This is a genomic window from Microbulbifer maximicatervae (SeqCode) (genome assembly GCF_052468295.1).
The window spans coordinates 3,941,207-3,963,777 of the sequence record NZ_CP174340.1 but is presented as its reverse complement, the minus strand read 5'-3'; the positions used below and the strand labels follow the sequence as shown (position 1 = coordinate 3,963,777).

At 48.0% G+C, this 22,571-nt stretch carries 18 protein-coding genes; 9 read left to right on the top strand and 9 right to left on the bottom strand.

Features of this window, described 5'->3' with window-relative positions; all coding sequences use genetic code 11:
* The first annotated feature begins 17 nt into the window (after nucleotides 1-17).
* Nucleotides 18-947, top strand: a complete 930-nt coding sequence (locus ACJJIQ_RS17595) for an SDR family oxidoreductase (protein WP_413663457.1) — start codon at nucleotides 18-20, stop codon at nucleotides 945-947.
* A gap of 6 nt (nucleotides 948-953) precedes the next feature.
* Here ACJJIQ_RS17595 and mnmH read toward each other — a convergent pair whose 3' ends face one another.
* Complete coding sequence (gene mnmH, locus ACJJIQ_RS17590; protein WP_444926020.1) at nucleotides 954-2,057, bottom strand: tRNA 2-selenouridine(34) synthase MnmH; 1,104 nt, start codon at nucleotides 2,055-2,057, stop codon at nucleotides 954-956.
* 351 nt (nucleotides 2,058-2,408) lie between these two features.
* Between mnmH and ACJJIQ_RS17585 the strand changes: the two genes are divergently transcribed.
* Together ACJJIQ_RS17585 and ACJJIQ_RS17580 are read left to right on the top strand one after the other, a co-directional pair.
* A complete protein-coding gene (locus ACJJIQ_RS17585; protein ID WP_413663455.1) occupies nucleotides 2,409-2,999 on the top strand; it encodes a hypothetical protein in 591 nt (196 codons plus the stop codon).
* 128 nt (nucleotides 3,000-3,127) lie between these two features.
* Nucleotides 3,128-4,969 carry an SLC13 family permease gene (locus tag ACJJIQ_RS17580; RefSeq protein WP_445362583.1) on the top strand — a complete coding sequence of 614 codons (1,842 nt, stop codon included), beginning with the start codon at nucleotides 3,128-3,130 and terminating at the stop codon, nucleotides 4,967-4,969.
* An 11-nt stretch (nucleotides 4,970-4,980) separates the two neighbouring features.
* On the opposite strand, the gene ACJJIQ_RS17575 is transcribed toward ACJJIQ_RS17580, so the two are convergent.
* A complete protein-coding gene (locus ACJJIQ_RS17575) occupies nucleotides 4,981-5,427 on the bottom strand; it encodes a CBS domain-containing protein (RefSeq protein ID WP_444911605.1) in 447 nt (148 codons plus the stop codon).
* 550 nt (nucleotides 5,428-5,977) lie between these two features.
* Here ACJJIQ_RS17575 and ACJJIQ_RS17570 point away from each other — a divergent pair.
* A complete protein-coding gene (locus ACJJIQ_RS17570; protein ID WP_282931121.1) occupies nucleotides 5,978-6,454 on the top strand; it encodes a DNA binding protein in 477 nt (158 codons plus the stop codon).
* 262 nt (nucleotides 6,455-6,716) lie between these two features.
* Complete coding sequence (locus ACJJIQ_RS17565) at nucleotides 6,717-7,187, top strand: SixA phosphatase family protein (protein ID WP_445362582.1); 471 nt, start codon at nucleotides 6,717-6,719, stop codon at nucleotides 7,185-7,187.
* Here ACJJIQ_RS17565 and cobB read toward each other — a convergent pair.
* From cobB to ACJJIQ_RS17550, 3 genes are all read right to left on the bottom strand, one after another.
* The gene (gene cobB, locus ACJJIQ_RS17560; RefSeq protein ID WP_444926017.1) at nucleotides 7,184-7,894 is read right to left on the bottom strand and encodes a Sir2 family NAD+-dependent deacetylase; all 711 of its coding nucleotides are present in this window, start codon (nucleotides 7,892-7,894) and stop codon (nucleotides 7,184-7,186) included. The two genes, ACJJIQ_RS17565 and cobB, sit on opposite strands and share 4 nt — an antisense overlap.
* A 195-nt stretch (nucleotides 7,895-8,089) precedes the next feature.
* Nucleotides 8,090-9,397 (bottom strand): NAD(P)/FAD-dependent oxidoreductase, encoded by a 1,308-nt coding sequence (locus ACJJIQ_RS17555; RefSeq protein WP_445362581.1) that lies wholly within the window; start codon nucleotides 9,395-9,397, stop codon nucleotides 8,090-8,092.
* A 207-nt stretch (nucleotides 9,398-9,604) separates the two neighbouring features.
* A complete protein-coding gene (locus ACJJIQ_RS17550; protein ID WP_445362580.1) occupies nucleotides 9,605-11,887 on the bottom strand; it encodes a slr1591 family oxidoreductase in 2,283 nt (760 codons plus the stop codon).
* Nucleotides 11,888-12,145: 258 nt separating this feature from the next.
* Between ACJJIQ_RS17550 and ACJJIQ_RS17545 the strand changes: the two genes are divergently transcribed.
* The 3 genes from ACJJIQ_RS17545 to ACJJIQ_RS17535 all read left to right on the top strand — a co-directional run bounded on the left by ACJJIQ_RS17545 (nucleotide 12,146) and on the right by ACJJIQ_RS17535 (nucleotide 18,740).
* Nucleotides 12,146-17,344, top strand: coding sequence for a DUF748 domain-containing protein (locus tag ACJJIQ_RS17545; protein WP_445362579.1), 5,199 nt, complete (start codon nucleotides 12,146-12,148; stop codon nucleotides 17,342-17,344).
* A gap of 390 nt (nucleotides 17,345-17,734) precedes the next feature.
* A complete protein-coding gene (locus tag ACJJIQ_RS17540) occupies nucleotides 17,735-18,142 on the top strand; it encodes a GFA family protein (RefSeq protein WP_445362578.1) in 408 nt (135 codons plus the stop codon).
* A gap of 292 nt (nucleotides 18,143-18,434) precedes the next feature.
* On the top strand, nucleotides 18,435-18,740 hold the full coding sequence (locus ACJJIQ_RS17535; RefSeq protein ID WP_282931129.1) for a hypothetical protein: 306 nt from the start codon (nucleotides 18,435-18,437) through the stop codon (nucleotides 18,738-18,740).
* A 70-nt stretch (nucleotides 18,741-18,810) separates the two neighbouring features.
* Here ACJJIQ_RS17535 and ACJJIQ_RS17530 read toward each other — a convergent pair whose 3' ends face one another.
* The 4 genes from ACJJIQ_RS17530 to ACJJIQ_RS17515 form a co-directional block, all read right to left on the bottom strand.
* Nucleotides 18,811-19,611, bottom strand: coding sequence for an ABC transporter permease (locus ACJJIQ_RS17530; RefSeq protein ID WP_445362577.1), 801 nt, complete (start codon nucleotides 19,609-19,611; stop codon nucleotides 18,811-18,813).
* Nucleotides 19,608-20,153 carry an ABC transporter ATP-binding protein gene (locus tag ACJJIQ_RS17525; protein WP_445364827.1) on the bottom strand — a complete coding sequence of 182 codons (546 nt, stop codon included), beginning with the start codon at nucleotides 20,151-20,153 and terminating at the stop codon, nucleotides 19,608-19,610. Before ACJJIQ_RS17525 ends, ACJJIQ_RS17530 begins: the two co-directional genes overlap by 4 nt.
* 768 nt (nucleotides 20,154-20,921) lie before the next feature.
* The gene (locus ACJJIQ_RS17520) at nucleotides 20,922-21,098 is read right to left on the bottom strand and encodes an ABC transporter permease (protein ID WP_445364826.1); all 177 of its coding nucleotides are present in this window, start codon (nucleotides 21,096-21,098) and stop codon (nucleotides 20,922-20,924) included.
* 168 nt (nucleotides 21,099-21,266) lie between these two features.
* The gene (locus ACJJIQ_RS17515) at nucleotides 21,267-21,587 is read right to left on the bottom strand and encodes a hypothetical protein (protein WP_445362576.1); all 321 of its coding nucleotides are present in this window, start codon (nucleotides 21,585-21,587) and stop codon (nucleotides 21,267-21,269) included.
* Between the two features lie 359 nt (nucleotides 21,588-21,946).
* Here ACJJIQ_RS17515 and ACJJIQ_RS17510 point away from each other — a divergent pair, with 359 nt between their 5' ends.
* Nucleotides 21,947-22,408 (top strand): DUF2846 domain-containing protein, encoded by a 462-nt coding sequence (locus tag ACJJIQ_RS17510; protein WP_444926010.1) that lies wholly within the window; start codon nucleotides 21,947-21,949, stop codon nucleotides 22,406-22,408.
* Nucleotides 22,409-22,571 lie beyond the last annotated feature (163 nt).

The following is a 22,571-nucleotide window of genomic DNA, read 5'->3' as shown; positions in this document are numbered from 1 at the left end:
TAAACGGAGCAGTTCCTGTGGATAAGCCGCCCATTTCCAGATTTCGTTCCCCCAATCGAAGTTTTGCTGCGGAAAGCCTTGCGCAAATTGGGCGGGGTTATGTGGTTCCGGATCGAGTGGCTTTAATTACCGGCTGCTCAAGCGGTATTGGGCGGGAGCTGGCTTTGGCGCTACATCGCCGGGGAACCATAGTGATTGCCACGGCGCGCCGCCCGGAAAGTTTACAAGAGCTGGCGGATCTGGGAATTGCCACAGAGGCCTTGGATGTGAATTCCCAGGCGGATATCAATCGAGTGGTTCACGCAGTAAAAGCGGCATACGGGCGGCTCGATATTTTGGTCAATAACGCCGGTTACGGTCAGATGGGGCCGCTGCTGGAACTGGACACGCGAGCACTGGAAAAGCAGTTCCGAACCAATGTATTTGCCCCTCTCGCTTTGATTAGAGCCTGTGTACCTTTAATGCGTTCGGAGCAGGGCGGAATTGTGTGTAATATCGGCTCGGTTTCCGGGGTAATGCCTACACCTTTCTCCGGTGCCTATTGTGCTTCTAAAGCGGCCCTACACTCCATTTCTGATGTTTTGCGACTTGAACTAAAACCCTTTGGCATTCGGGTAATGACGGTGCAACCCGGTGCGATCGCATCGGAATTTGGTCGCCACGCTGAGACATCCCTGCGCGGTCTTTTGCCGCCGGACTCCCTGTATAAACGTCAGGAAGAGGCGGTTAGGGCCCGAGCCCAGGAGTCCCAACAGAATGCTACATTGGCAAGCACGCTGGCTAAAAAATTGGTGCGTGAGCTGCTGCGAAAACGCGCTCGTCCTTTGGTGCGTATTGGCAACCGCAGCAGCCTGTTGCCCTGGATGGCCCGCTGGCTGCCGCGCAGTTTTAGGGACTGGTTTTTAATGCGGAGATTTAAATTAAATCGCCTCGCTCACAAAAGCTGAGAATTGTTATTCTGGTTTTTGCAGTGAGTGGTTGGACTCCTTCAACCACTGTTGTACTTCGTTGTAGTTGCCTCGATACAGAACTTTCTGTTCCGATTTCTTCATAAGATGGTCGTAGCTGCCGTCATAGTATTCCCGCAACAGTGACACCACGATAGGGATGTACACATCACTATTATTCGTTCTCAGTAATTCTTGGTTAGCTGAAGCTAAGGCTTCGTTGAGCTGCTTGTAGCGCAGCCCTCCCAGGCGTTTACTGATTTTATTGAGATTGAGATGTAATTCTTCCCCCAAAGATTCAGCTGCTGATTTTTCTCTGCTTTTAAAGCGCTCTAAGCCCTCGTGAACATAATTTTGCACAATGCGCTGTGCCCGTGTTTCCAATGGCTCCTCGACAAGAACCCGGGGAGCGGCCTTCATGGCGGTTTGCAATACTGGAGGAAGTGCGCATCGTCCAATTAGACGGCTTTCATCTTCAATAGCAATAGCACCTGTCTGCTGGGAAAGCTTCAGCAGGTCGATACTGATCTGATTTTCAAAATCGACTTGTGAAGGTTGGCTACTACTGGTGCGGCCAAAGCTAGAACCTCGATGTTTTGCGATCCCCTCAAGGTCGATATACCGCCGCGCAGCCTGGATTAATTCCGTTTTGCCACTGCCGGTGTGACCAGCAACAACGATAAAAGGCAGTTGGGTACAATGCTTTTCCAGCTCGTTTAACAGGAACTGCCGCATGGCTTTATAGCCACCCTCTACTATCGGGTATTCAATATTATTCGAGCGCAGCAGTTTTTGTGTCATTCGGGAGCGTAAACCGCCTCGGAAACAGTAGAGGTAACCTTGGGGTTGTTTACGTATAAATGCGCTCCATTGTGAAAGACATAAGCTTCGCACTTCATCTGTTGCTAAACGCCAGCCAAGGTCAATTGCTGCTTGCTGGCCTTTGTTCTTGTACTCAGTCCCGATCAGTTCACGTTGGTGATTGTCAAGCAGGGGGTGATTTCTTGCGGAAGGGAAAGCGCCGCGAACAAACTCAACTGGGGCGCGTACGTCCATCAGCGGAATATCATTCAGGAAGATGTCCGTGTAATTTGCAGTATCGGTCCGCAAGGTAGCACTCCTGCTTATTTAGGAAATAGGTGGTATTTGATTGTATCTCCATTTTCTTTCCAGGCCTATGGCAACTGAAGAAGCTACTTGTATATGCAATATATGATGTGCTTAGCGTTAGATGACAGTTTGATATTTACACCGGAAATTAATGCTCAGTATGAGAGAATACATTTTTAATTTATTGCTCGATAGCTCAGTGTTTACATTTACTTTTTGAACCTAATGCGATTCCAGGTCACAGAAGGTAAATCTTAGCTTCCCTGAATTATTGCAGCTGATTTAAAAATCCTGGAAGCATTTGGATTACATAATGGGCGGGTTGCTCCTGCATGTATAGAGGATAAAAACGTGGCTAAAAAATATATCTATATCCCGATAAATAGTGATGAAATGCAGGAATATGCGGAGGGGTTGGCGAAAGCCTGGGGCATACCGGTGAATCAAATCCTGGCCAATAAAGTAACCTCCGGTTTTGGAAAAGCCATGTATCGGTGGGTGAACCAGTGTTTGAGTAAGCTGAACCCTGCCGATACCCTTTACATCGTAACCCATGGCACGGGTGCCGGGGATGGACAATTTATTGGTGCTGAGCGCTCCACGAGTAACAACAAGCAGAAAAAAGTATATGTAAACGGCATGCCTAACTGGCAAGGAGGAGAGTGGAAAACCTACACGCCTCGACAGCTAGCAGATACCTTGGTTAAAGAGGGGCTTCCTGCTAATTTCGTTAATTTACATGTTTGTGCCTGTGGTTCCGGCTACGATGGAGAAAAGTTAAGACCTTGGGCTCAACGCTTGCGCCAGGCGATGGTTGGCACCTATAGAAATATTCAGGTCACTGGATATAGAGGTTGGTTCTCCTGCAGTACTGCCAGAGTTTGTATTAAAGTAGGTACTCAGTTTTATCCATTGGAAGAGCGGGCAGTTACTTTCTCCTGAATTTTGTACCCCTAATGTAGCTGGGGTTATGGCGTAGAAGTGCGCTCCATGTAGTTTCCCGGGTATACCCTGAATAGATAGCTGAACAGAAATCTGAGCAGCTTTTATATTCAGGGATATCTTTCTCCATGACTGTTGACCAGTTACTAATCCTGATTATTTTAAGTGTCACTATAACCCTGTTTATATGGGGGCGGTGGCGCCACGATATGGTTGCTATAGCAGCCTTATTGACTTGTGTCTTTACCGGTCTGATTCCCCCGGAAAATGCTTTTATTGGTTTTGGCCATCCAGCGGTCGTGACTGTAGCTTGTGTGTTAATCCTGAGTCGCGGCTTACAAAATACCGGCGCAATGGATGCACTTGCACAACGAGTTGTCCGCAAAAGCGGGAGTATCTCAGTATCCATATTGTTACTCATTGGGCTCGGCGCGTTTTTATCGAGCTTTATGAATAATGTCGGCGCGTTGGCTTTATTAATGCCCGTGGCTGTGGATATGGCCGAGAAACAGAAAGTGGCACTGGGAAGGGTTTTAATGCCCCTGTCTTTCGCAACGATTCTGGGGGGAATGACCACACTGATAGGTACACCGCCAAACCTGGTCGTTTCCGGTTTTCGGGCGGATTCTGGCGCCGGTAGTTACGGTATGTTTGATTTCACCCCGGTGGGTCTGGCAGTTGCGATAGCTGGAGTTTTGTTTATCGCATTCGTTGGATGGCGCTTGGTGCCTACGCGCAACCGAACGGGGGCCTCCTCCTTTGAAACTGGCACATATTTGACAGAAGCACTTGTTGAGGAAAAAAGCGTAGCTGCCGGCAAGAATCTACGTGAAATTTCCAAGATGCTGGGAACAGAAGATGCCCAGGTTGTGGGTGTCGTACACAATGATGCCAGGGTCTCTCCCGCGACTCCCTGGCATAAAGTAAATAGCGGTGACATTTTGGTCATTGAGGCGGAGCCGGAGAGCCTTGCCACCTGCTTGTCCAATCTCAGTTTGAAAACAGTGGGAGCCCTTGGGGCAGATTCATCGGGTAAGGCTCGACAATCGGGTAGCAATAATACCGAGAGTGATTCTCAGAATAAGTCCCCAATAAAAGCACTGGCGGATCGTACCGAAATGCAGCTGCGGGAGTTGGTTGTCATGCCAGATTCCCCCTTAGTGGGACGCCCTATGAGGTTTTCACGCCTCGCAGCGAGATACCAGATTCACTTGCTAGCACTCTCGCGCCAGGGGCGCCGCTCGGTGCGCCGGTTGCGTTCGACACCATTATTGGCCGGTGATGCTCTGTTAATGATGGGGGCCGATGAAAACCTAAACAGCTTTGCTAGGGAAAAGGGCTGTGTGCCTTTGGCCTCAAGGGATATTAGCATCCCTAACAAGGAGAAGGCGGCCATTGCCCTATTGGCTATGGTGCTTGGTGTTGCCGGTGCAGCGTTCGGCCTATTGCCGGCAGCAATCTCTTTCGCCACTTGTGTATTGGCTTTTATGGCGTTGAAGATAGTGCCGTTGCGAAATGTTTATGACTCTATCGACGGGTCCGTCGTCGTGCTATTGGGGACTTTGATTGCTGTTGCTGATGTGATGGAGTCAACAGGAGCTGCAGACTTGGTCGCGCAGGTTTTGTTGGATGTCCTGGCTCAGGGCAGTGCTGTTTTGGCCCTGGGGCTGATCCTGGTGGTTACCATGACGCTGTCTGATTTTATGAATAATGTCGCCACTGCAGCAGTGATGTGTTCAATTGCCATGAGCACTGCAGAACAACTGGCGGTGAATCCAGACAGCTTCCTGATGGCTGTCGCAATTGGAGCCTCTTGCGCATTTCTAACACCGGTTGGACACCAAAATAACACCCTAATTCTGGGGCCGGGAGGGTTTGAATTTGGTGATTACTGGAAAATGGGGCTGCCACTAGAATTGTTGGTACTCGTTGTGAGTATCCCCATGTTGCTTTGGGTTTGGCCCCTGTAATCGCAGTGAGTTCAAGCAATAGAATCGTCTACCGGCTGGGCCAACTCCGCCATAAACCGGCTACAAAAGCGCAAAATATCAGTCACAGTTACAATTCCAACCAACTCTCCTTCCCGCATAACCAGTACCGAACCAATACTGGTATCTGCCATAGCTAAGAGAATTTTATCTAACGGGTCGTGGATATCTGCAATAAAGGGACGTCTGGCACATAGGTCATGTACATAAAGTTGCTGCTCTTCTAAACGGTGTCCCGGTGCATTGGCTCTTTCGATATCCCCTCGAGAAATGACCGTCTCCAAGTCGCCTGCACGTGTTACCGGCAGGTGGCGTACTTTGTGCTCCTCCATCATTGCCAGAGCATCCTCTACCGTGGCATTGATATCGATATGGTAGGGAAATGGCGTCATCAGAGCGGCCAAAGTCGGTATATGGTGGATATTATTGTGAGTGGACATAGTATGATCTGGGTATCCAATTGTATTTGGCAATATGCTCGATTACCGTTACACAGCGACTAATTTGCAATTGACGACTACAGCTACAATATAGCTAATTGCGCTCCCTAGGGATATCCTTTTAAGATTGCAGATATGGCCGCCTTTGTTACACTTTTTAGCCCTTATTTTGAATTATTCCTATTATATTCAAAGGTAGGGACACAAATGGTTGATATTTGCCGGTGAAAGATTATTATTCGCGACCTCAGTCGAAAAATATAATCAGTGATTCGGAGTGTTTGCCGAACCGAGCTGAAATCGGCTAGTTTTTAATAATGTATTTGCCGAATATACCTAACACCAGAACTACACGATGTGTAGTGGTATCTACTCATGTATATCGGGCAATTCATAATATGCCGGACTAAACATCACTAAATTGCTTGCCATTGGCCAGCCATGATGTTTGTTGATTTTTTACACGGTATATCCGAAATAACAATCTGTGTCGCCCAGCGCCACAGATATATCTCTGTGTTTTTTAATAACCGTCGTTGAGGTTTATTGAATGTTTCAGGAATACGAACAACTTGAACAACAAATCGCCGAACATCAGGCAAGAATCGAAGAGTTACAAGAGCAAATGGCTCAGGCTGAACGCAAGAAAGATGGCGTAATTGCCTATGATAAAGCATTGGTAAACCTTGCTGCTGAATACCACATGGATGAAGAGGAGTTCTTCGTTGCCCGTGGCCAGCAAATCGTTGAGTGGTTGGTAGCACAGCTGGGTGATGAAGATCCTGCAGACTACGTACAAACCCTGAAGGCTCGCGTTGCCCGTCACCTCAAGAAGGAAGGTGACAGCCCCCGTCGCGGCCGTCGTGCAGCACCGGCAGCAAAGGCAGCAGAACCCAAGCTGGAAACTGGTCACTATCGCAACCCGTATACCGGCGCTACTGTTGAAAAGAAAAAGCGTAATCCTAAGGCCTTGAGCCAGTGGATTGATGAGTACGGTCTGGACACCGTAAAAGAGTGGAAAATCTAATTCTGGATGACCACTAATTTGATGCCGGATATCCGGCATCAAATATTTTTTCAAAAATCGTTCGATTTTAATTCATCGCATTATTTGGCATTTTCGCCGCATCCTCTCTTTACTTACCTTATTATATTCAGCATATGTCTGTCCCGTTATTTACCTGGGAGTTTATACTGTGCTTTCAAGACTTAAGTCGTTTATTTTCTGTACACTTTTTGTTCTGGTTGGGGCTTCAAATTGGGTTTTAGCCGACTCTTCTGAGTCTCAGGTGATTTACTTAATACGCCATGCAGAAAAAGAGAAAGGGCCCGGGGTGGGTCGCGACCCTCATTTGACTGAGGCGGGCCAGCAGCGTGCACGGCAACTCGCCTATATTCTTGGGGGAGTGGGTATAGATGCTATCTATAGCACTGACTACAACCGCACCCGGGAAACGGTTGAGCCTCTGTCAAAAGAGCTGGGGCTTGAAGTGGAAATTTATAACCCCAGAGATTTAAAAGAATTTGCTAACTCTTTGCAGCAGGCAGGAAATCGGATTTTAGTGGTTGGGCACAGCAATACCACTCCAAAACTGGCGGAATTGCTCGGCGGTGAAAAAGGGCGACCCATTCGAGAGGCCAGTGAGTTTGACCGACTCTATACCCTTGTGCGTGATAATGAGGGGGTAACCACTTTGATACAGCGCTATGGCCCGATGAAATCCTCGCAGACAGAAAATGCAATTTCAGAGTCACCTTAATTAATAATTTCTTTTATAAAAGTATCGACTACCTGTGACGCCAGTCCGTGGCGGTGTTCCTTGAAGGCATCGCCGACACTACTGCGCTCCAGGTTCAACTCTATGGTGTGAGCTCCAGCCTGATTGGCACATTCGACAAATCCCGCTGCTGGGTAGACGTTTCCAGATGTGCCAATGCTGATGAATAGGTCGCAATCGGATAACGCCTGATAGATAGTTTCCATTTCCAGAGGCATTTCTCCAAACCAGACCACATGGGGGCGAAGGTTTCCCGCCTGCTGACAGCAACTACAGGTATCAGCTATCGAAAGATCCGAATTGAGGGGATATAGTTTTCCGCTTCGGCTGCATCGTGCTTTTAGTAGCTCTCCGTGCATATGAATTAGCTGGTCACTGCCCGCGCGCTCATGCAGGTTGTCAATATTTTGAGTAACCAGTAAGTAATCCCCTTGGAATTTCTGTTCCAGTTCGGCCAGGGCGAGATGGGCGGGGTTGGGATGGATATCTGCAGATAGCAGCTGCTGGCGGCGTTCATTGTAAAATCTATGTACCAGTGCCGGATTGCGATCAAATGCCTCTGGCGTTGCGACATCTTCCAGGCGATGGTTTTCCCACAGGCCATCGGCACCGCGAAAAGTACCTATGCCAGATTCAGCTGAAATTCCTGCGCCGGTAAGTACAACGATTTTTTGATACTGTTTTTTCATTTTATATTTTCACACAAGGGCATTGCCTGGATCTACAGAGGAGCTCACATCCAGCTCAGAGGTCTTAATTGATGGGCTGGTCTGATTCATAATGTTACCGCCCTGGCACTTCCATGTGCAGGGTTTATTGGTAGTGCTATTAGTTAGTTTTGCACTAACTGTCTAATATCCCCTTAGCTCCATGGGATCGATACTTTAGTGCATCTTGAGCTTTGGCTTCACAAACCGGTTCGCCTGCCCGATTAGGTAGAGCAGCATAGCTCTCGGCCAGCCGTGGATTGCCGCCAAGTGCATACGGTAGAGTGAGCGATAGGCAAGGCCAGCAAGGCGTCCTTCTACGGTAAGACTGCCTTTAACCAACGCGCCCATCAGGTTACCAACGGCAGTGTATTGACTGAGGGATACCAGAGAGCCTCGATCGCGATAATAAAAATGGTGCAAAGGCCTATCTTCAAATAGGGCAATAATATTATCGCCAACCAGGGTAGCCATTTGCTGTGCTGCCTGGGCGCGCGGAGGCACTCGCTGGTGATTGCCGTCAATGCAACTGGCGCAGTCCCCCATGGCAAAAATCTTTGCGTCAGTTTGGGTCTGCAAGGTAGTTTCCACTTCGATTTGATTGAGTCGGTTGGTACTGAGGCCATCCAGTTGAGCGAGAAATTTCGGAGCCTTGACGCCGGCAGCCCACACTCGGATAGCGGCTGGAACTTCCTTGCCACAAGACGTGGTGAGTCCGCTCTCTGTTGCAGCTGAAATATGATGGCCGGTAAGAATATTAACCCCCATCTTGGCCAGCTCGCGTTCAGCATTATTTCCAATTCGTTTTGGTAGTGCGGGGAGTAGGTGCTCACCCCCTTCTATCAGGGTGATTTCCATTGCATTGGGACGAATGCGTCCATAGTTGCCAACCAACTTTACAGCATCCACTAGTTCTGCCGAGAGTTCTACACCCGTTGCCCCGCCACCAACGATCGCCACTTGCAATTTATCGTCAACACGGGTTTCTAAACGCAGGAAACGGTTGAGAAGGTTTTGGTGAAATTTTTGTGCTTCATAACTGCTATCCAGGAAAATACAATTTTCCCTGACGCCGGGAATATGAAAGTCGTTACTATGCCCGCCGATACACAGCACCAAATAATCGTATTCCAATTCCCTCGCGGGTACTAACTCGCTACCGTCTTCATCATTAACGGGTCCGAGCTCAACTACCTGTCGTTCACGATCCAGAGATTGCAGGCTACCCAACTGAAATTCATAGCCGTGAATGCGGGCGTGCACCTGATAATTCAGTGCATCCATATTGGCATCCAATGCGCCGGAGGCAACTTGGTGTAGCAGTGGTTTCCAGAGGTGGGTGCGATTTCGATCGACCAGAGTAACTTGTGCAGCGGGGGACTTGCGGCGGCGCTTAAAGAAAGGGGTAAAAGAAAAATATTGACCGAGCCGCGTAGCCAAATGCAGGCCGCTGGTACCGCCGCCAATAATGACGATCTTTTTCATAGGGGTCTTCCTGTCGATTGCTAAAAGCCGACTCCCCAATCTGTGAAGACCTTTTTTGGTATCGGGAAATATGTCACCGATGTTTTTTCTAACGCCAGTATGTCGCGCTGAAAGACAGATGACAAGTTAATAAAGTCGGTGAAGGCCTCTCTCAATAGAAATCATACAAAGCTCATAACCGGCTGTTGTTCCGGTTTCGCAAAATCCTTAAACCTGTCCTGGTACAGTCTCGTTGTCCTGTGAAATTAGCGCTCGCCAGTCTGCTGACTTGCGCAAGTGTACGCTCACTTCTGGATTCTGTGAGTCCGTCACTACACCGATAATTGACGCCTGGGTGTAACCGCGCTCTAGCAGTGCGCCCACGCAGGCTTCGGCTTGCTCAATAGGAACAGCAGCGAGGAGTCCCCCGCAAGTCTGTGGATCGGTAATCAGCGACCACTGGGGTAACCGCTGCCACTCCTGGGGGTTTTCCACAAAGGCGTAGGCATTGGCATTTTGCGGTTGCAGGCTGGATAGCCATCCGCGCTCGATACAAGTGGCGGCGCCGGAGATTAGTGGTAGATTCTCAGCGATCAGTGTCGCGCTTAACCCTTCAGGGCCGAGCATTTCCAATAGGTGGCCTAGCAGGCCAAAGCCGGTGACATCTGTCAGCGCATTGGCGTTGTGGCGGGCAAATATCTCTGCGGCGTCGGCATTGCTATGCAACATGGTTTCCAGCGCCTGCTGCAACCATAGGCCTTTAGCCTCACCCGCGCCCTCTGCTGCCAGGATAGTACCTACTCCCAATGGCTTGCTCAGGATCAAGCAGTCTCCCCCGCGGGCCCCCGTTTTTTCCAGGAGCTGCTCCCGCTCGGAAAATCCATTGACGGTTAAGCCCATTAGCATTTCAGAACCTTCGGCGGTATGCCCGCCAGATAGGACACAGTGGTGCCGGTTCAGCTCGTGGATGGCTCCTGCAAGTAACTGCTGTAGGTCTCGCCGGGTAATTTCCTCTGCAGCCGTAGGCAGGGTTGCAAGGATTTGTGCGGTGGCGGGTCGAGCATTCATAGCAAATAGGTCGGATAGGGCGTGCAGAGCCGCCAGGCGACCAAATATCCACGGATCATCTACAGGTGCACGCAATTGATCGGAGCTCTGCACTAATAAATGATTAGCTGGTAGATCCATAACTGCGGCATCATCACCGACGCCCTTTAACAGGTATTCCGAATGCTGATCCGGAAGGGTCGCCAGCGTGCGGCGCAGGATGTCGGCTCCAACTTTTGCGCCACAGCCATTACAGCGCATAGGAGATAGAGAAGAGCCTGAGCGCTGGTCGACGATGTCTTTGGTTTTGGCAGTGTGATCAGCCATGTCCATTGGCAGCTCACTGAAGCGTCGCATAAATGTGCGGTCGATAGAGTCTTTCCATCGCCACATCAGACGGCTTGCAGCGGCGAAGCCATTTCGAACTGCCACAGCCCGCTTGCCACCACAGGAAAGCAGGCTGAGAAAATCTTTTTGTGGCCGGTATTGTTTTAAGCGGCGTCCGGTCAAGGAGGCGCGCAGATTGTGAAATAGAACTGGCCCCTGGCGAACGGCGTAAACTCCAGCCTTGGGTAGAGGTTCTGGGGCGAAACTGGCCACATCACCAGCTGCAAAAACGTCTTCCCGCCCCTGGGCGCGAAGTGTTTGATCCACCACCACAAAGCCTTTGTCATCGAGGGATAGGCCCGAGTTGGCCAGCCAGGGGGGAGCACAGGCATTGGTGGTGAGTATTACCTGATCGAGGGGCAGGCAGTCACCGCTCCCATTAACGACACCCTGCTCGGTAATTTCATTAACGTTCCAGTTATGGTGTAACTGAACCCCTAGCTCTTGCATCTCCTTTGAGACTAATTTGCGTGCTCTGACTGGATAGCCCTGGGGAATTGCGGCGGCGCCATGAATCAGGTGAACCTCTACCTGCTTTTTCTTAACGGCACCTTGTAAAGCGTGAGCCATTGCCATCGACAGCTCGCAACCTCCGGCACCGCCGCCGACAACTCCTAAGCGGAAAGGTGAGGTGTTTTCACCAACCTGTTTTTGCAGCTTTTGCCAGAAACGGTAGAAATGCCCGATAGGTTTTACCGGGATTGCTAATTCGGAGCCCGGTAACTCGCGGGCGGGAGTCGCGCCGACATCCAAAGAGAGCAGGTCGTACTCTATGGGAGGTCTACCCAATAGGGATACGGTGCGATTATCGATGTCAATTTCGTGTGCACAGGCCTGTATAAAGCGGGCACCAGCGGCCCGGCAGAGCCTGGCAAGATCTATATGAGTGTCTTCCAGGGAGTAATGGCCTGCAACCATTCCGGGCAACATACCGGAGTAGGCGGTTTGCACTTGGGGAGAGACCAGGGTCAGACGCGCGCCTGGCAGAGGGTTCATGGCCCACATTTGCAGCACAATAGCATGGCTATGGCCGCCGCCGACCAAAAGGATGTCCTGGTAGTTTGGATGCTCCTGCATGTCTACTCACTGGCTGGGTAACAGAAAAAATGAGAGGCGGTAAGGATACTGGCTTCCCAAACTTCCGCGCCGCGCAAATACACCCCTGGATAAATAGTAGACAGTTCGCATTTGACTGCGAGCGAATGGACGACGCAGCTGCTTATTATCGCGAATAGCAGCGCCAAGGCAAAAAAATCCCCAGGTGCTGGTCTTTACTGTATGGGCCTAATTGCAGTTGTAATCTGCATAAAATTCATTTTCTGGCGCTTAATTCTAATGCCCCCAGAGCCCGCTTCTCAGAGTGCCTTTTTCCGTCGCTTAATCTGGTGGCTGCTAGCAGGGCTATTGCTGGTGGAAGTTCTTCACTGGTGGGCAGCAAATTGGGTACGGGTAAAAGCTGGCGACTGGATGGAGGAGCGAGGCCTCGAATTCCATGTGGATCACTTGCGTGTATCGCTGCTGGATCTAAGCGTTATAGCGATTGATGTAAAAGCTGAGAATCGCGAAGGGCGGGGATTCTCCGCTCATGAGGTAATGCTCGATTACAGCTGGTGGCAATTGTTATGGGGGCGAGCTCATTTACCCAAGGCATCGGTGAGCGGTGCCTATATGGACCTGCAATCTTACCCGGGTGAACTGTACCGGGAGTGGGAGGTGGGTGGTTGGAATCTTGGAGGTGGAGCGCGGCAGGATCGCGATTTCAGGCTGCTTATCGGTCGCGCCCAGATACGGAATAGTGAACTTTGCTACCTGCACAAGCCTATTTGGAACCAAGCTACCTGCGCAGCCATCGGCAAACTCCAAACCGATAAATTCACGCTGGCATTATGGCGCAAAGGTGATGTTCCCCTGAATGTAGATATTGCTATTGGGGATTTACAGGTCGGTGATTTATTGGCCTGGGAGAGAGGTAAATCACGATACAACACGGTGATAGGCAGTTTGGAAGGAACTCAGGTCAATTTTTCCTGGCCGAGCCTCAATACAGATCTTAACAAGTTTACTGCGAAATACTTTATAGGATGCCCGCCACAGCGTTGGGCCGATGCAATAGCAGGGCTGCAAAGCCTGATTGGACATTGCGCCTCCGCCCGCCGGCTTGCCGCAGCAGGTGATATGAAATTCGGGTTTGGCCGCAAGGCTCGTGCCCAGTGGCGGCAGCTCAATGGTGAGAGTGTTGTACTGAGGCACAGTGATCGCCTTTGGCAGGATTGGCGGGCCGGGGTTATTAGCATCAGTGAGTTTAATTTTGAGCGCCCGAAAAAGCGTTTGGGATGGAGGCGAGGCTTTGCCCAGGCATTTGATTGGTGTCCACGACATCTGCGTAACGCCAATTCCCACCTGTGTCTGCGAGCGGCTAATTTAGACCTGCCGGAAAAAACGGTTTTCGACTGGAACGATCGCTTAAAAATAAATACAGGGGCCAGTTCAATTAATCGGGGCTACCTCTTGGATATGGCTCGATCTACCAGCCATCCCATCAGGGCTAATAATGGTGTATTTGGTCCTCTTCAGTTTCATGCCAAAACGCGAATATTATCTTTTGCCCATCTTGCGATAGAAACAGCCAATGGGTGTGTACCGGGCGGTCTGTGGAAGAAGCCCGATCACTGTGTCTCTATGGTTGGTCTCAAAAGTACAGAAGAATTTGCCTTTCAGTTCGGCTCTGCTGAACACAATATTGATTGGGGGCTTTCTAGCGGTCCTCTGCAATTGGCTCAATTTTCAATAGGTGCCAGAGGCCGTCCCAGAGCTAAACTACAGGACCTACGCTGGCGGGCCATTGATACAATAGGTCGTAACGGCCCGCTATCTGCTCAGGACTTTTTTATCCAGTCACTATCAGGGTGTTTGCCGCAGGACTTTCTCCCCTCGGATTGGCAGCCTTTGTGCGCACGTTTAAACAGCTTTTCAGGGCAGGGACATTTTGCCTGGCAGGGAGGTGAAGATGGCTATGCCATTTTGGGAAAACTGCGCCTTCACCGATTACTTCTAAATGATTCCGCTGGTGCAGGAAATGGCTTAGTGATACAGCAGTTTGAAAGTGGCGATAGCTTATTTAAAAGAAAGGTTACAAATAATCCTTGGGTGGCGACCAGTCAGTTACCGGGTATTCCTCAAGAAGTTGGTGATGATAATTACGGCACCGAAAAAGGAAGACTGGATCAACAAAATATTGATGCGGATAAAAATCCTGACGACTTAGGGCTGGCCACCATAGAAAACCCAAACCTGGAAATAAAAAAGCTTGTTTTGAAGAAACTGGCTGGCTGTCTCACTGAAGGTTGGAAAAGGTTATTTTATCGCGCCAATAAAAACCACGAAAATCTGCCAGTTTGCTTTGATATCCGCTCATTAGAGCAAAGGGAGCCACTCTTTATATCTTGGCAGCAGGGGATAGATCTCTTTGTAAAAAAAATCTCCGTGGTTAGTGCTGAAGCGAAGACAAAAGGGGGCAGGAAATTATTTGACTTAAAAAAGATAGATCTACCCCTTGCCAGGCTAAGGCATAGACGTACACCAGACTCTGAATCTTATATCGCTTTGCCCGGTGCAAATGCTGAAAAGTTGAGTGGCTGCTTTCCCGGCGGTAGGCAAGTGAGTTCACTAAATATTCACTGTGTAGATGTTGAGCGCCTTTCACTGGGAGATTACTCCTTCGTTTATTTCAGCCAACGCAATCTAATTGCCAATATGGATGACTCAGCAATTCAATCCGTGCAGCTGAAAAACCTGTCTGGCGAGAATGTCTTCGACCTTGGGCGTGTACTTATACCAAAGCTAGAGTTGCTATGGTCCCGGGAAAAACCTACCCAGCCAAAAATTGCATTGCAGGATGTTGTTGCTGACAGAGTAACCTTGTGTATTCCCTGGCTAGCGAATACTAATAAATCGATACCGACCTGTGTATTTGGGCAAGACATCCATTCGGTAGGGCAAAGCGGTTGGTCGATCGAAGAAGTGGAATTTAAGGAGGACTTCGAAACTGTACCCATGTTGCAACTGGGGCGAGTATTCACGAAGAGAACGTCATTTTCCCCCAATACTCTCGATTTTTATGGACTCAATATCGATGATGTTCTGCTTTGTGGGTTGAGGTCTTATTCTTCTGAAAATAATGAAGATATGGGTCTTGCCGATTGCATTGAGACCCCACAAATAAGCTTTAGTGATTCTTGGGCAAAATTGGGTATAGATTCCGACGCCCCCCGCTTGGATTTAGGACCGTTAAAGAGTAAGCCTATCGCGTTTTGGCAAAAGGGTAGCGGCTATTTAGAAGCCGGTGTGCAGAGCTTGAGTTGGAGTCGATTTATCTGGGATAGCGGTGCAGAGTTCTCAGTGTCGAATCTAAGCTTGCAGAATATCCGGGTGTGTACGCGGGATACGGGGCTTGCAGTAACTGTGGGTAAGCTGAGTCGGGCCAGGGCAGGTGACTCCCACCATTGTTTTGGGGTTGATAAATTATCCATGTCGGGATTACAGAAAATCAAATTGTCACACCCCTGGTCAGTTCAAGGTTCTGTAGAATTGGTTGGGTTATCAATACCCAGGAAAAATTCGGGCCCGCTGAAAATACCAAAATTTGAAATTGATAATATCTCCTTGCAAGGGGAATCTTTGGCGAAAGCCTCTGGTGCGAGGGGATGTATGCCAGGGGGGCTATTAAAAGATGAAAAGATTGCGCCCTGTTATGAATTTGGGGCCTTTAGTATTGGCAAGGCAGAAGGTATTACTGGCACTGGCGGTAGGCAGCTTATCCTTTCTGGGATAAAAATAAGTAATGTACAGTTGCATGAGCAAAATTTCCCACAGGAATTGCCACTTAAACTTTTATCGGTATCCGGTATGGGGGCCGGGCACTTAAATATCAGTCGGCAGGGAGTTGACTTCAAGGATTTACAGTTTAAGGAAATTGCAGGATGTTTTCCCAGTGGTTATCTGGATCAGGGAGATCATTGCTTCAGCTTCTCGAGTTTAATGTTGGAGGGAAACTACCGCCGTGGTCAGGGGGCAGAACTTGCTGTTGTGAGGGTCAATGGCATCACTTTGCTTTCACCTTCTGGGGAAGAGTTAGTGCACGGTGAGAGCATAACCTTGTCGCATTTGCTCTTTACCGATACCGAATGGCGCTTTGCCAGTGGTGAGGCAACTCACTTTCATTTTTTTGAGAGAAACCCGGACAGTTTGGATTTTGATCGCCATAGATGGATGGCTGATTTTAAGTCCCTGTGGGTTGAAGGTTTGAGCTATTACCGTCCTAAGAAAACACTCACTATAGGTTTTATCGACTTTCTGCGCCCTCGATTTATTCTCTTAAGGGATTTATCAGGGAAGTTTCCGGTAGCCCGAAAAATTAATGAACTGCGAGGATTTGGTGGTATTGACACATTTGTTTTCAGGGAGAAGGGCAGCCCACCGCTACTATATCATCTAGGTGATCTATATCTAAAACACGGCACTTTTAGTTGGGTAGACTATCAAGATGAATTCAGGGCCCGCTTACCGGTCCGGGATATCAACTTTAATCTCAGTGATTTAAGTAACTTGGCCGAACACCCCCCTGCGGTGATTGTTGTTAATGGAAGGCCTGGCGGATTTGGTGAGGTTCAGATAGGGGGAACTGTAGATTACTTGGGAGATAAAAAGTGGAATGCTGATCTTACCGGATATCTCACCAGCGTAAATTTGATACCTGCTACGCCTTATATGGCCAAGTTGTTAGGTTACAAAATCCTTCAAGGGCAGGGAGATGCGGTAGTTAATATTCGGGTATTTGAAAATGAACTCGATGGCTTTGCCGATATACGACTGGAAAAACTAAAAGTTCGCCGGGTGCGGAAAGATGATCAGCTACCGGTGAAGTCCACGCTGATTCCCTTGAATATTGCTCTATGGTTGCTAAAAGACGGGCGGGGGGATATCAAGTTTGGCATGCCTGTTAGCGGCAATATTCGCGATCCCAAGTTCTCCTTCAGTTTTGTATTTAGTGAGTTGCTACAAAAGGCAATTATAGATGCCTTGATAAGCTATTTGACTCCCTATGGCGTTTATTTGTTGGCACGTTATGCCTGGGGGCGTTTCAGGGCGAAATCATTTGCGTCTATTGACTTTGAGCCTGGAAGTGCAAAATTAACTAATTTAGCACTGACACAACTACAGCGTATGGTCTTTGTTTTACTTAAGAACCCTGACGCACGGCCAGGAGTATGCGGCATCTCTAATGCCCGGGACTGGCAAGCCCTGTACCCCTATTCCATGGCAGGTATGAGCAGAAGCGGAAGATCCCAGGTTGCTTTTTACCAAAACCCATCTCTGGAACTTCGTGAAGAACTTGAAAATTTGGCAATGGAGCGAAGCCGAAATGTCGAAAAGTATTTGATTGATGCGGGAATAGAGGCTTCAGAATTAATCCCTTGCGCACCTGACTATATTGGTAAGGATTTTGGTGATCCAAGGGTGGAATTTTCGAATTAGAGTTTATTTAAAATAATTCAAGTACTGTCTGGTTGCTGAGTGGGTTCTCTCGAGAAATATATAAGTTGGCCTGAATCCCCGTAAATAATCGTCAATGTTGCTTGATAAGCTGCACATATTTAGCGTCTTGAAAAAATCATAGGATTTTCATTAACTTTTTAGATGTTAGGATGAGTTTAGTGCGGTGAGCTGAATAAGCAGTGATTTATTGTTTATTGGCTGTTTATTGCGGAGTGATTATTTCTTGGGAGGTTTGTGCACTATTTCACATTGCGATATGAAGCTTATGATATTGCTGATTTTGATCAATAGCTGATTAGTTTTCTATGGTAGATTCCACTCCCGATTTTGATATTGATTTTCTGAAGTAAGAAATACTTAGGTAAAAAAATGACTCAAGTACACGGAAGTTGCCTCTGTGGTTCAGTGACAATTAGCGCATCTTTGCCCTCTTCAAATCTGGGGGTTTGTCACTGCGGTATGTGCAAAAAATGGGGAGGTGGTCCTCTGTTGGCGGTGGATTGTCAAACCAGTGTTGAGATCACCGGTGAGGAACATGTCAGTGTATTTGATTCATCAATTTGGGCTGAACGGGGTTTTTGTTCAAAGTGCGGTTCGCACCTCTTTTATCGCTTAAAGGAAACTTCCCAGTACTCAGTGCCTGCGGGGATCTTTGAACTTCCGGCCGAGACAACAATGACCCATCAAATCTTTATCGATGAAAAGCCGGATTACTACGAATTTGCCAACGATACCCAGAACATCACGGGGCTGGAGATAGTAACTGAGTACTCATGATAGTGAGTGCTCGCTATCTCTATGGGTATCTTTTAGTCAAGACGGAATATGCGCCCGGGATTCACTTTAGGGTTACTATAGCGTCCTAGGGCTGGATCGCCGCTTCCCTCAATGGTGATTTCAGCTTAGATGGGTACCAAAAGGGTCATCTGCATGGGTTTCGCTCACTGCGGCGGCTCTTTTAGCATCTTTGCGTTGGTATCCGGATGTCTCGTTCTGGAAGCACCTAATCTTTTAAGGTGCCGAGAGCATTAAGATGTAATCGGAAGGTAATACGGACTGGCGAAATTCCATGACTGAAACCCAAATTGTAGAAATTTTCCTGGCCAACCAATGGTGGTCCATCCTGGCGTTGGTAGTAATTGTAATTGGCGTAACTTTATGCTGGTTTGGTGGCCTGATGGCTGCGTTGACGGCCTTGGGTAACAAGCGCTGGGTTTGGGGGATTGTAACGATCGTCCTCGGGCCGATTACCGGCATTCCCTACGCATTGCGTTACAAAGAGGCGGAATATGCCCGATCGCTGATGCTGCGGGGTGTATGGGCCTTGCTGGTAGGTCTGATTATCGCCGGGGCTATCTTATTCTTTGGCCGTTAAAGATTAATAGAGCGCTGGTTCCCAGAAGTCCAGCGCTCCTTCCTTCGATCGAATCATCTCTCCACAGACTTTAGACATTTTTAATCAGGCGATCAGTGCGCAGGCGCTCCCGCTTATCAAAGAGCTGCCTTGAGGCCAGGGCAACGGCGAGAAAAGTGCCGAAACCGGTGCCTGATGCAATCGCAAAAAGAATCAGGATTTGATATTTGACGGCAATTGTAGGGGAGGTGCCTGAGAGAATCTGCCCTGTCATCATTCCCGGCAAAAATACTATCCCAGCGGCAGCCATGGAATTAATTGTCGGCATCAATCCTGCACGCATCGCATCCCGCCGAAACTCCAAGCTGGCTTGTTGCCAGGTATGCCCCAGCATCAAGCGATTCTCAATAATATCCCTGGAGCGGTGCATACTTTCTGTTAGACGGTCCAGGCTTAGGGCAACACCAGTCATTGTATTCCCCAGCAACATACCTAAAAGTGGAATGGAATACTGGGGTTGGTACCAGGGAGTAGGGCCAATCAGTACGGTCAAACTTAATATGGTGATACTGAAAGCGGACACCATCATCGATAAAGTGCCTACGGCAAAGCTCCAGCCACCGAGTAGGCGATACTTTTGTCGGGCTGCCACTTGCTGTCCGGCAAATAGCAGCATTGCCAAGGCCAGAAGTCCCACCCAAAGTAGGGTGCCAACTGCAAAAAGGGTTTCCAGTACCAGTCCTACCAGGGTGAGCTGAATAGCCGTGCGTAGAGCGGCAACAATTAACGATCTACTTAGTTTTAGTCGCGCTACATGAGTGCATACGGCTAGAGCCAATACCAACCCCGCAGCCAAAGACAACTGCCACCAGGACAGGTCGATTACACTCATCGATGAATCTCCTGTTCTTTCAGTTGATTATCAACAATGGCCAAGTGGCGATGAGCTACCCTTCGAATCTGCTCCTGGCTATGAGCTACCCAAATCGTAGGCAGCTTGTGCTCCTCAATGAGCCCTGTTAGCCATTGCTCTACCTCCTGCGCAGATCTGGCGTCTAGGTTGGCCGTAGGCTCATCTAGAAGGAGCGCTTTGGGTTTGTAGGATATTGCGCGAATCAGAGCCAGGCGCTGCTTTTCTCCCGAAGAGAGTCGATTTACTTGCCACTTTACCGCGTCCTCAGGAAAGCCGAGAAGTTTAAGTGCATCATTCATGGGTGTTGCGAAGTGATCGCCGACAGTTTCTTCCCACCAGGCAGTCTGCGCGGGAACCAACATCACATGCTTTCTCCACTGGTGTGCTGGATACGTACTCTGGGATTTATTCTTAAAGCATATGTCGCCTGTGTAGGGTTCAAGGTCAGCTATGGCTCTGAGTAAGCGGCTTTTCCCTGAGCCAGATGGACCAGATAAGCAAATAATTTGGCCAGATGCCATGGTTAAATTTATATTTTGAAGACAACCTACAAAAATATTTTTTAGCACCAGAGTCGACATGAGCTTCGTGGAGATTAGTGTTTAATAGAAATTATCAGCAAATGATCATTTGTGTAAAGTAAGTTTTATCTTTTAATTTCTTATTCTTTGTATATGAATTTTTGATCTTTCTTGGGTTGGGGAATGTCTTGATACTCTGGGGTTATGGATTAAATCTATAACCTGTAAAAATTGTAGACTCTGTTAAGGAAGGTGACAATGAAAATCTGGTGATATAAATTTTGTAGGTATTGTTGTGGTTATTGTTTGTAATTTTATCTAAGAATCAGTGGAAGAGAAAACTTTAGTCGTATCGATATTTTAATCTGTATGCCGGAAGCTATTATTTTAAAGGGCTTGATTTTTAATAAGTGCAGTCGGTAAAGGGTGGGTCAGCTGATAGAGTTGGTTCTTATCCTGATCATGAGGAAGGCACTAATGAGATAATTATAGTTGAGTGAGAACGGTATCAAATTTACAACCTAAGAAAATTGGCACTTACAGAAAGTAGTAGAAAAGCTGTTGGAAAGACACCCCTTGTCGATCAGGTAAGAAATGAGATGTAGTACTGGTTTGCGCGGATGCTGACAAGGATAGGCACAGAAAGTGACTGCTGGGGAGTAGCAACAAATAGACATCACAACTCGGAAAGAAATAGGTTCCCAGTAGAGGGCAAGTTACATAAAGAGGCATACGGTTGTATCGTTGCAGTATGAGATGTTCTATTCACTAATTTATTTTCAGCCCAAATGGTGGAGCCTTATACAAGGTACCAATAGCGATAAGGACTTCCAGTATGACCTCGACAAGAGGCAATTGAACCGCTGTGCGTACTGCCGCGACAATCAGTGGCTTGCTGCGCTGTGATCGTGTGATATTGGAGCAAATTGCCAGGACGACTACCAACGTCGCAGCCAACGATAATTGCCACCATCAAAGATGATCACACTAATTGTTACTTAATAAGCTACTCCCATTAATTTCAAAATGCCTGCTCTACACTCGTTGGATCTGCCTTTTCTTATGGGTCGTCCAGGTGGCGGGGTATTGGTGATTGCTGATTTCATCCATAAGTCATGCTTCTATTTTACTAGTAGTATCTGTCTCCACATTGACACTGAGCCCATCCTGTAAAAAAGCTTGTGCGGTGTAGGAAAGCTCGAGAATAAGTGTCAAGCGTTGTTTCTCTATGAAGGATAGCCGGCTTATCTGCCGGTCTGTCGTATTCTCGGGAAATCTTAAAGTGTTTAATGTATGCCCCATTGGTTGATTAAAGTTTTCGCCTATTGTTTCGTCCCACCAGGCATTTTGCAGTGGTACCAATATAACTTGCTGCCGCCACTTGTGATTTGCCATTTCCTTCTGGCTTTCGTCATCAAATGTTATCAATGTCATGGGGTTCAATGTCTGTAATGGCTCTGAGTAGACGGCTTTTACCCGAACTATAGGGACCTGAGGGCAATTGATTTTTCCTGCCAGTACTTTTAGTTGTACTCTTTTAAGTGGGCCAATGCTCAGTGATTCCAGCTTTAGCTCAGGTATAATCGTGTCTATCTATTTCAATTTCCTTCACCTTAAAGTCGGTGGAATACTCAAGCTTTGTGGATATGGCTGAAGAGTCGAGTTTTATCTCCCTGATCAATTTGATTAAAGGTTCTAGTTGGTAGTCAAGCTGATATGATGCGCGTCTGTTAACGCAGAAGCTGTACAAAAAACAGCCGTTAGCAGGTGTTAAATTATATTGGGGATAAAACATGTACAAAAAATTAGCGGTGCTTTCTATAGCTACATCTCTTTTTGCGGGTTGTGCGTCGGTTCCTATGGAGAGTGATGAGTTATCGAATAAAGCTAAAGAGTTCAATTCACCTACTGAGGGGAATGCTGGTCTCTACATCTATAGAGCTTCTGGTCCCGGTACTACTCTGAAGAAAGATATCTGGGTTAATGATGAATGTGTTGGTCAATCTGCACCCAACGTCTTTTTCTACCAGGAGGTTATTGGGGATAAAGAATATAAGGTCTCAACCGAGTCGGAGTTCTCCCCGAATGACCTGTTGGTTGATGTAAAAGCAGGTGAAAATTACTTTATCGAACAATACATTAAAATGGGAGTGTTCGTTGGTGGTGCAGACTTGAAACTTGTTGAGTCTGAAGAAGGTAAAGCTGATATTACAAAATTAAAGCTTGCAAAAGCTGGCGAGTGCAGCCAGAAATAAAGTTGGCTCTGCGAGAGGCACACTTAGTATGTGTGCTTCTCCAAATTTTACCTGGGAGTCTTATTCCCTTAAGAATGCATTAGGCTGGTTCGATACCCACCGGACTTTTTGGGTAAGCTTTAGAGATTGTATTGAACTTACAATGAGCTTCTCCCCTTCCTTT

Coding starts and splice junctions, on each gene's coding strand:
- ACJJIQ_RS17535 (WP_282931129.1), top strand. CDS start 18,435: ATGACTGAAACCCAAATTGTAGAAATTTTCCTGGCCAACCAATGGTGG.
- cobB (WP_444926017.1), bottom strand. CDS start 7,894: ATGAAAAAACAGTATCAAAAAATCGTTGTACTTACCGGCGCAGGAATT.
- ACJJIQ_RS17575 (WP_444911605.1), bottom strand. CDS start 5,427: ATGTCCACTCACAATAATATCCACCATATACCGACTTTGGCCGCTCTG.
- ACJJIQ_RS17550 (WP_445362580.1), bottom strand. CDS start 11,887: ATGCAGGAGCATCCAAACTACCAGGACATCCTTTTGGTCGGCGGCGGC.
- ACJJIQ_RS17515 (WP_445362576.1), bottom strand. CDS start 21,587: ATGACATTGATAACATTTGATGACGAAAGCCAGAAGGAAATGGCAAAT.
- ACJJIQ_RS17525 (WP_445364827.1), bottom strand. CDS start 20,153: ATGGCATCTGGCCAAATTATTTGCTTATCTGGTCCATCTGGCTCAGGG.
- ACJJIQ_RS17530 (WP_445362577.1), bottom strand. CDS start 19,611: ATGAGTGTAATCGACCTGTCCTGGTGGCAGTTGTCTTTGGCTGCGGGG.
- ACJJIQ_RS17580 (WP_445362583.1), top strand. CDS start 3,128: ATGACTGTTGACCAGTTACTAATCCTGATTATTTTAAGTGTCACTATA.
- ACJJIQ_RS17570 (WP_282931121.1), top strand. CDS start 5,978: ATGTTTCAGGAATACGAACAACTTGAACAACAAATCGCCGAACATCAG.
- ACJJIQ_RS17555 (WP_445362581.1), bottom strand. CDS start 9,397: ATGAAAAAGATCGTCATTATTGGCGGCGGTACCAGCGGCCTGCATTTG.
- ACJJIQ_RS17510 (WP_444926010.1), top strand. CDS start 21,947: ATGTACAAAAAATTAGCGGTGCTTTCTATAGCTACATCTCTTTTTGCG.
- ACJJIQ_RS17545 (WP_445362579.1), top strand. CDS start 12,146: ATGCCCCCAGAGCCCGCTTCTCAGAGTGCCTTTTTCCGTCGCTTAATC.
- ACJJIQ_RS17540 (WP_445362578.1), top strand. CDS start 17,735: ATGACTCAAGTACACGGAAGTTGCCTCTGTGGTTCAGTGACAATTAGC.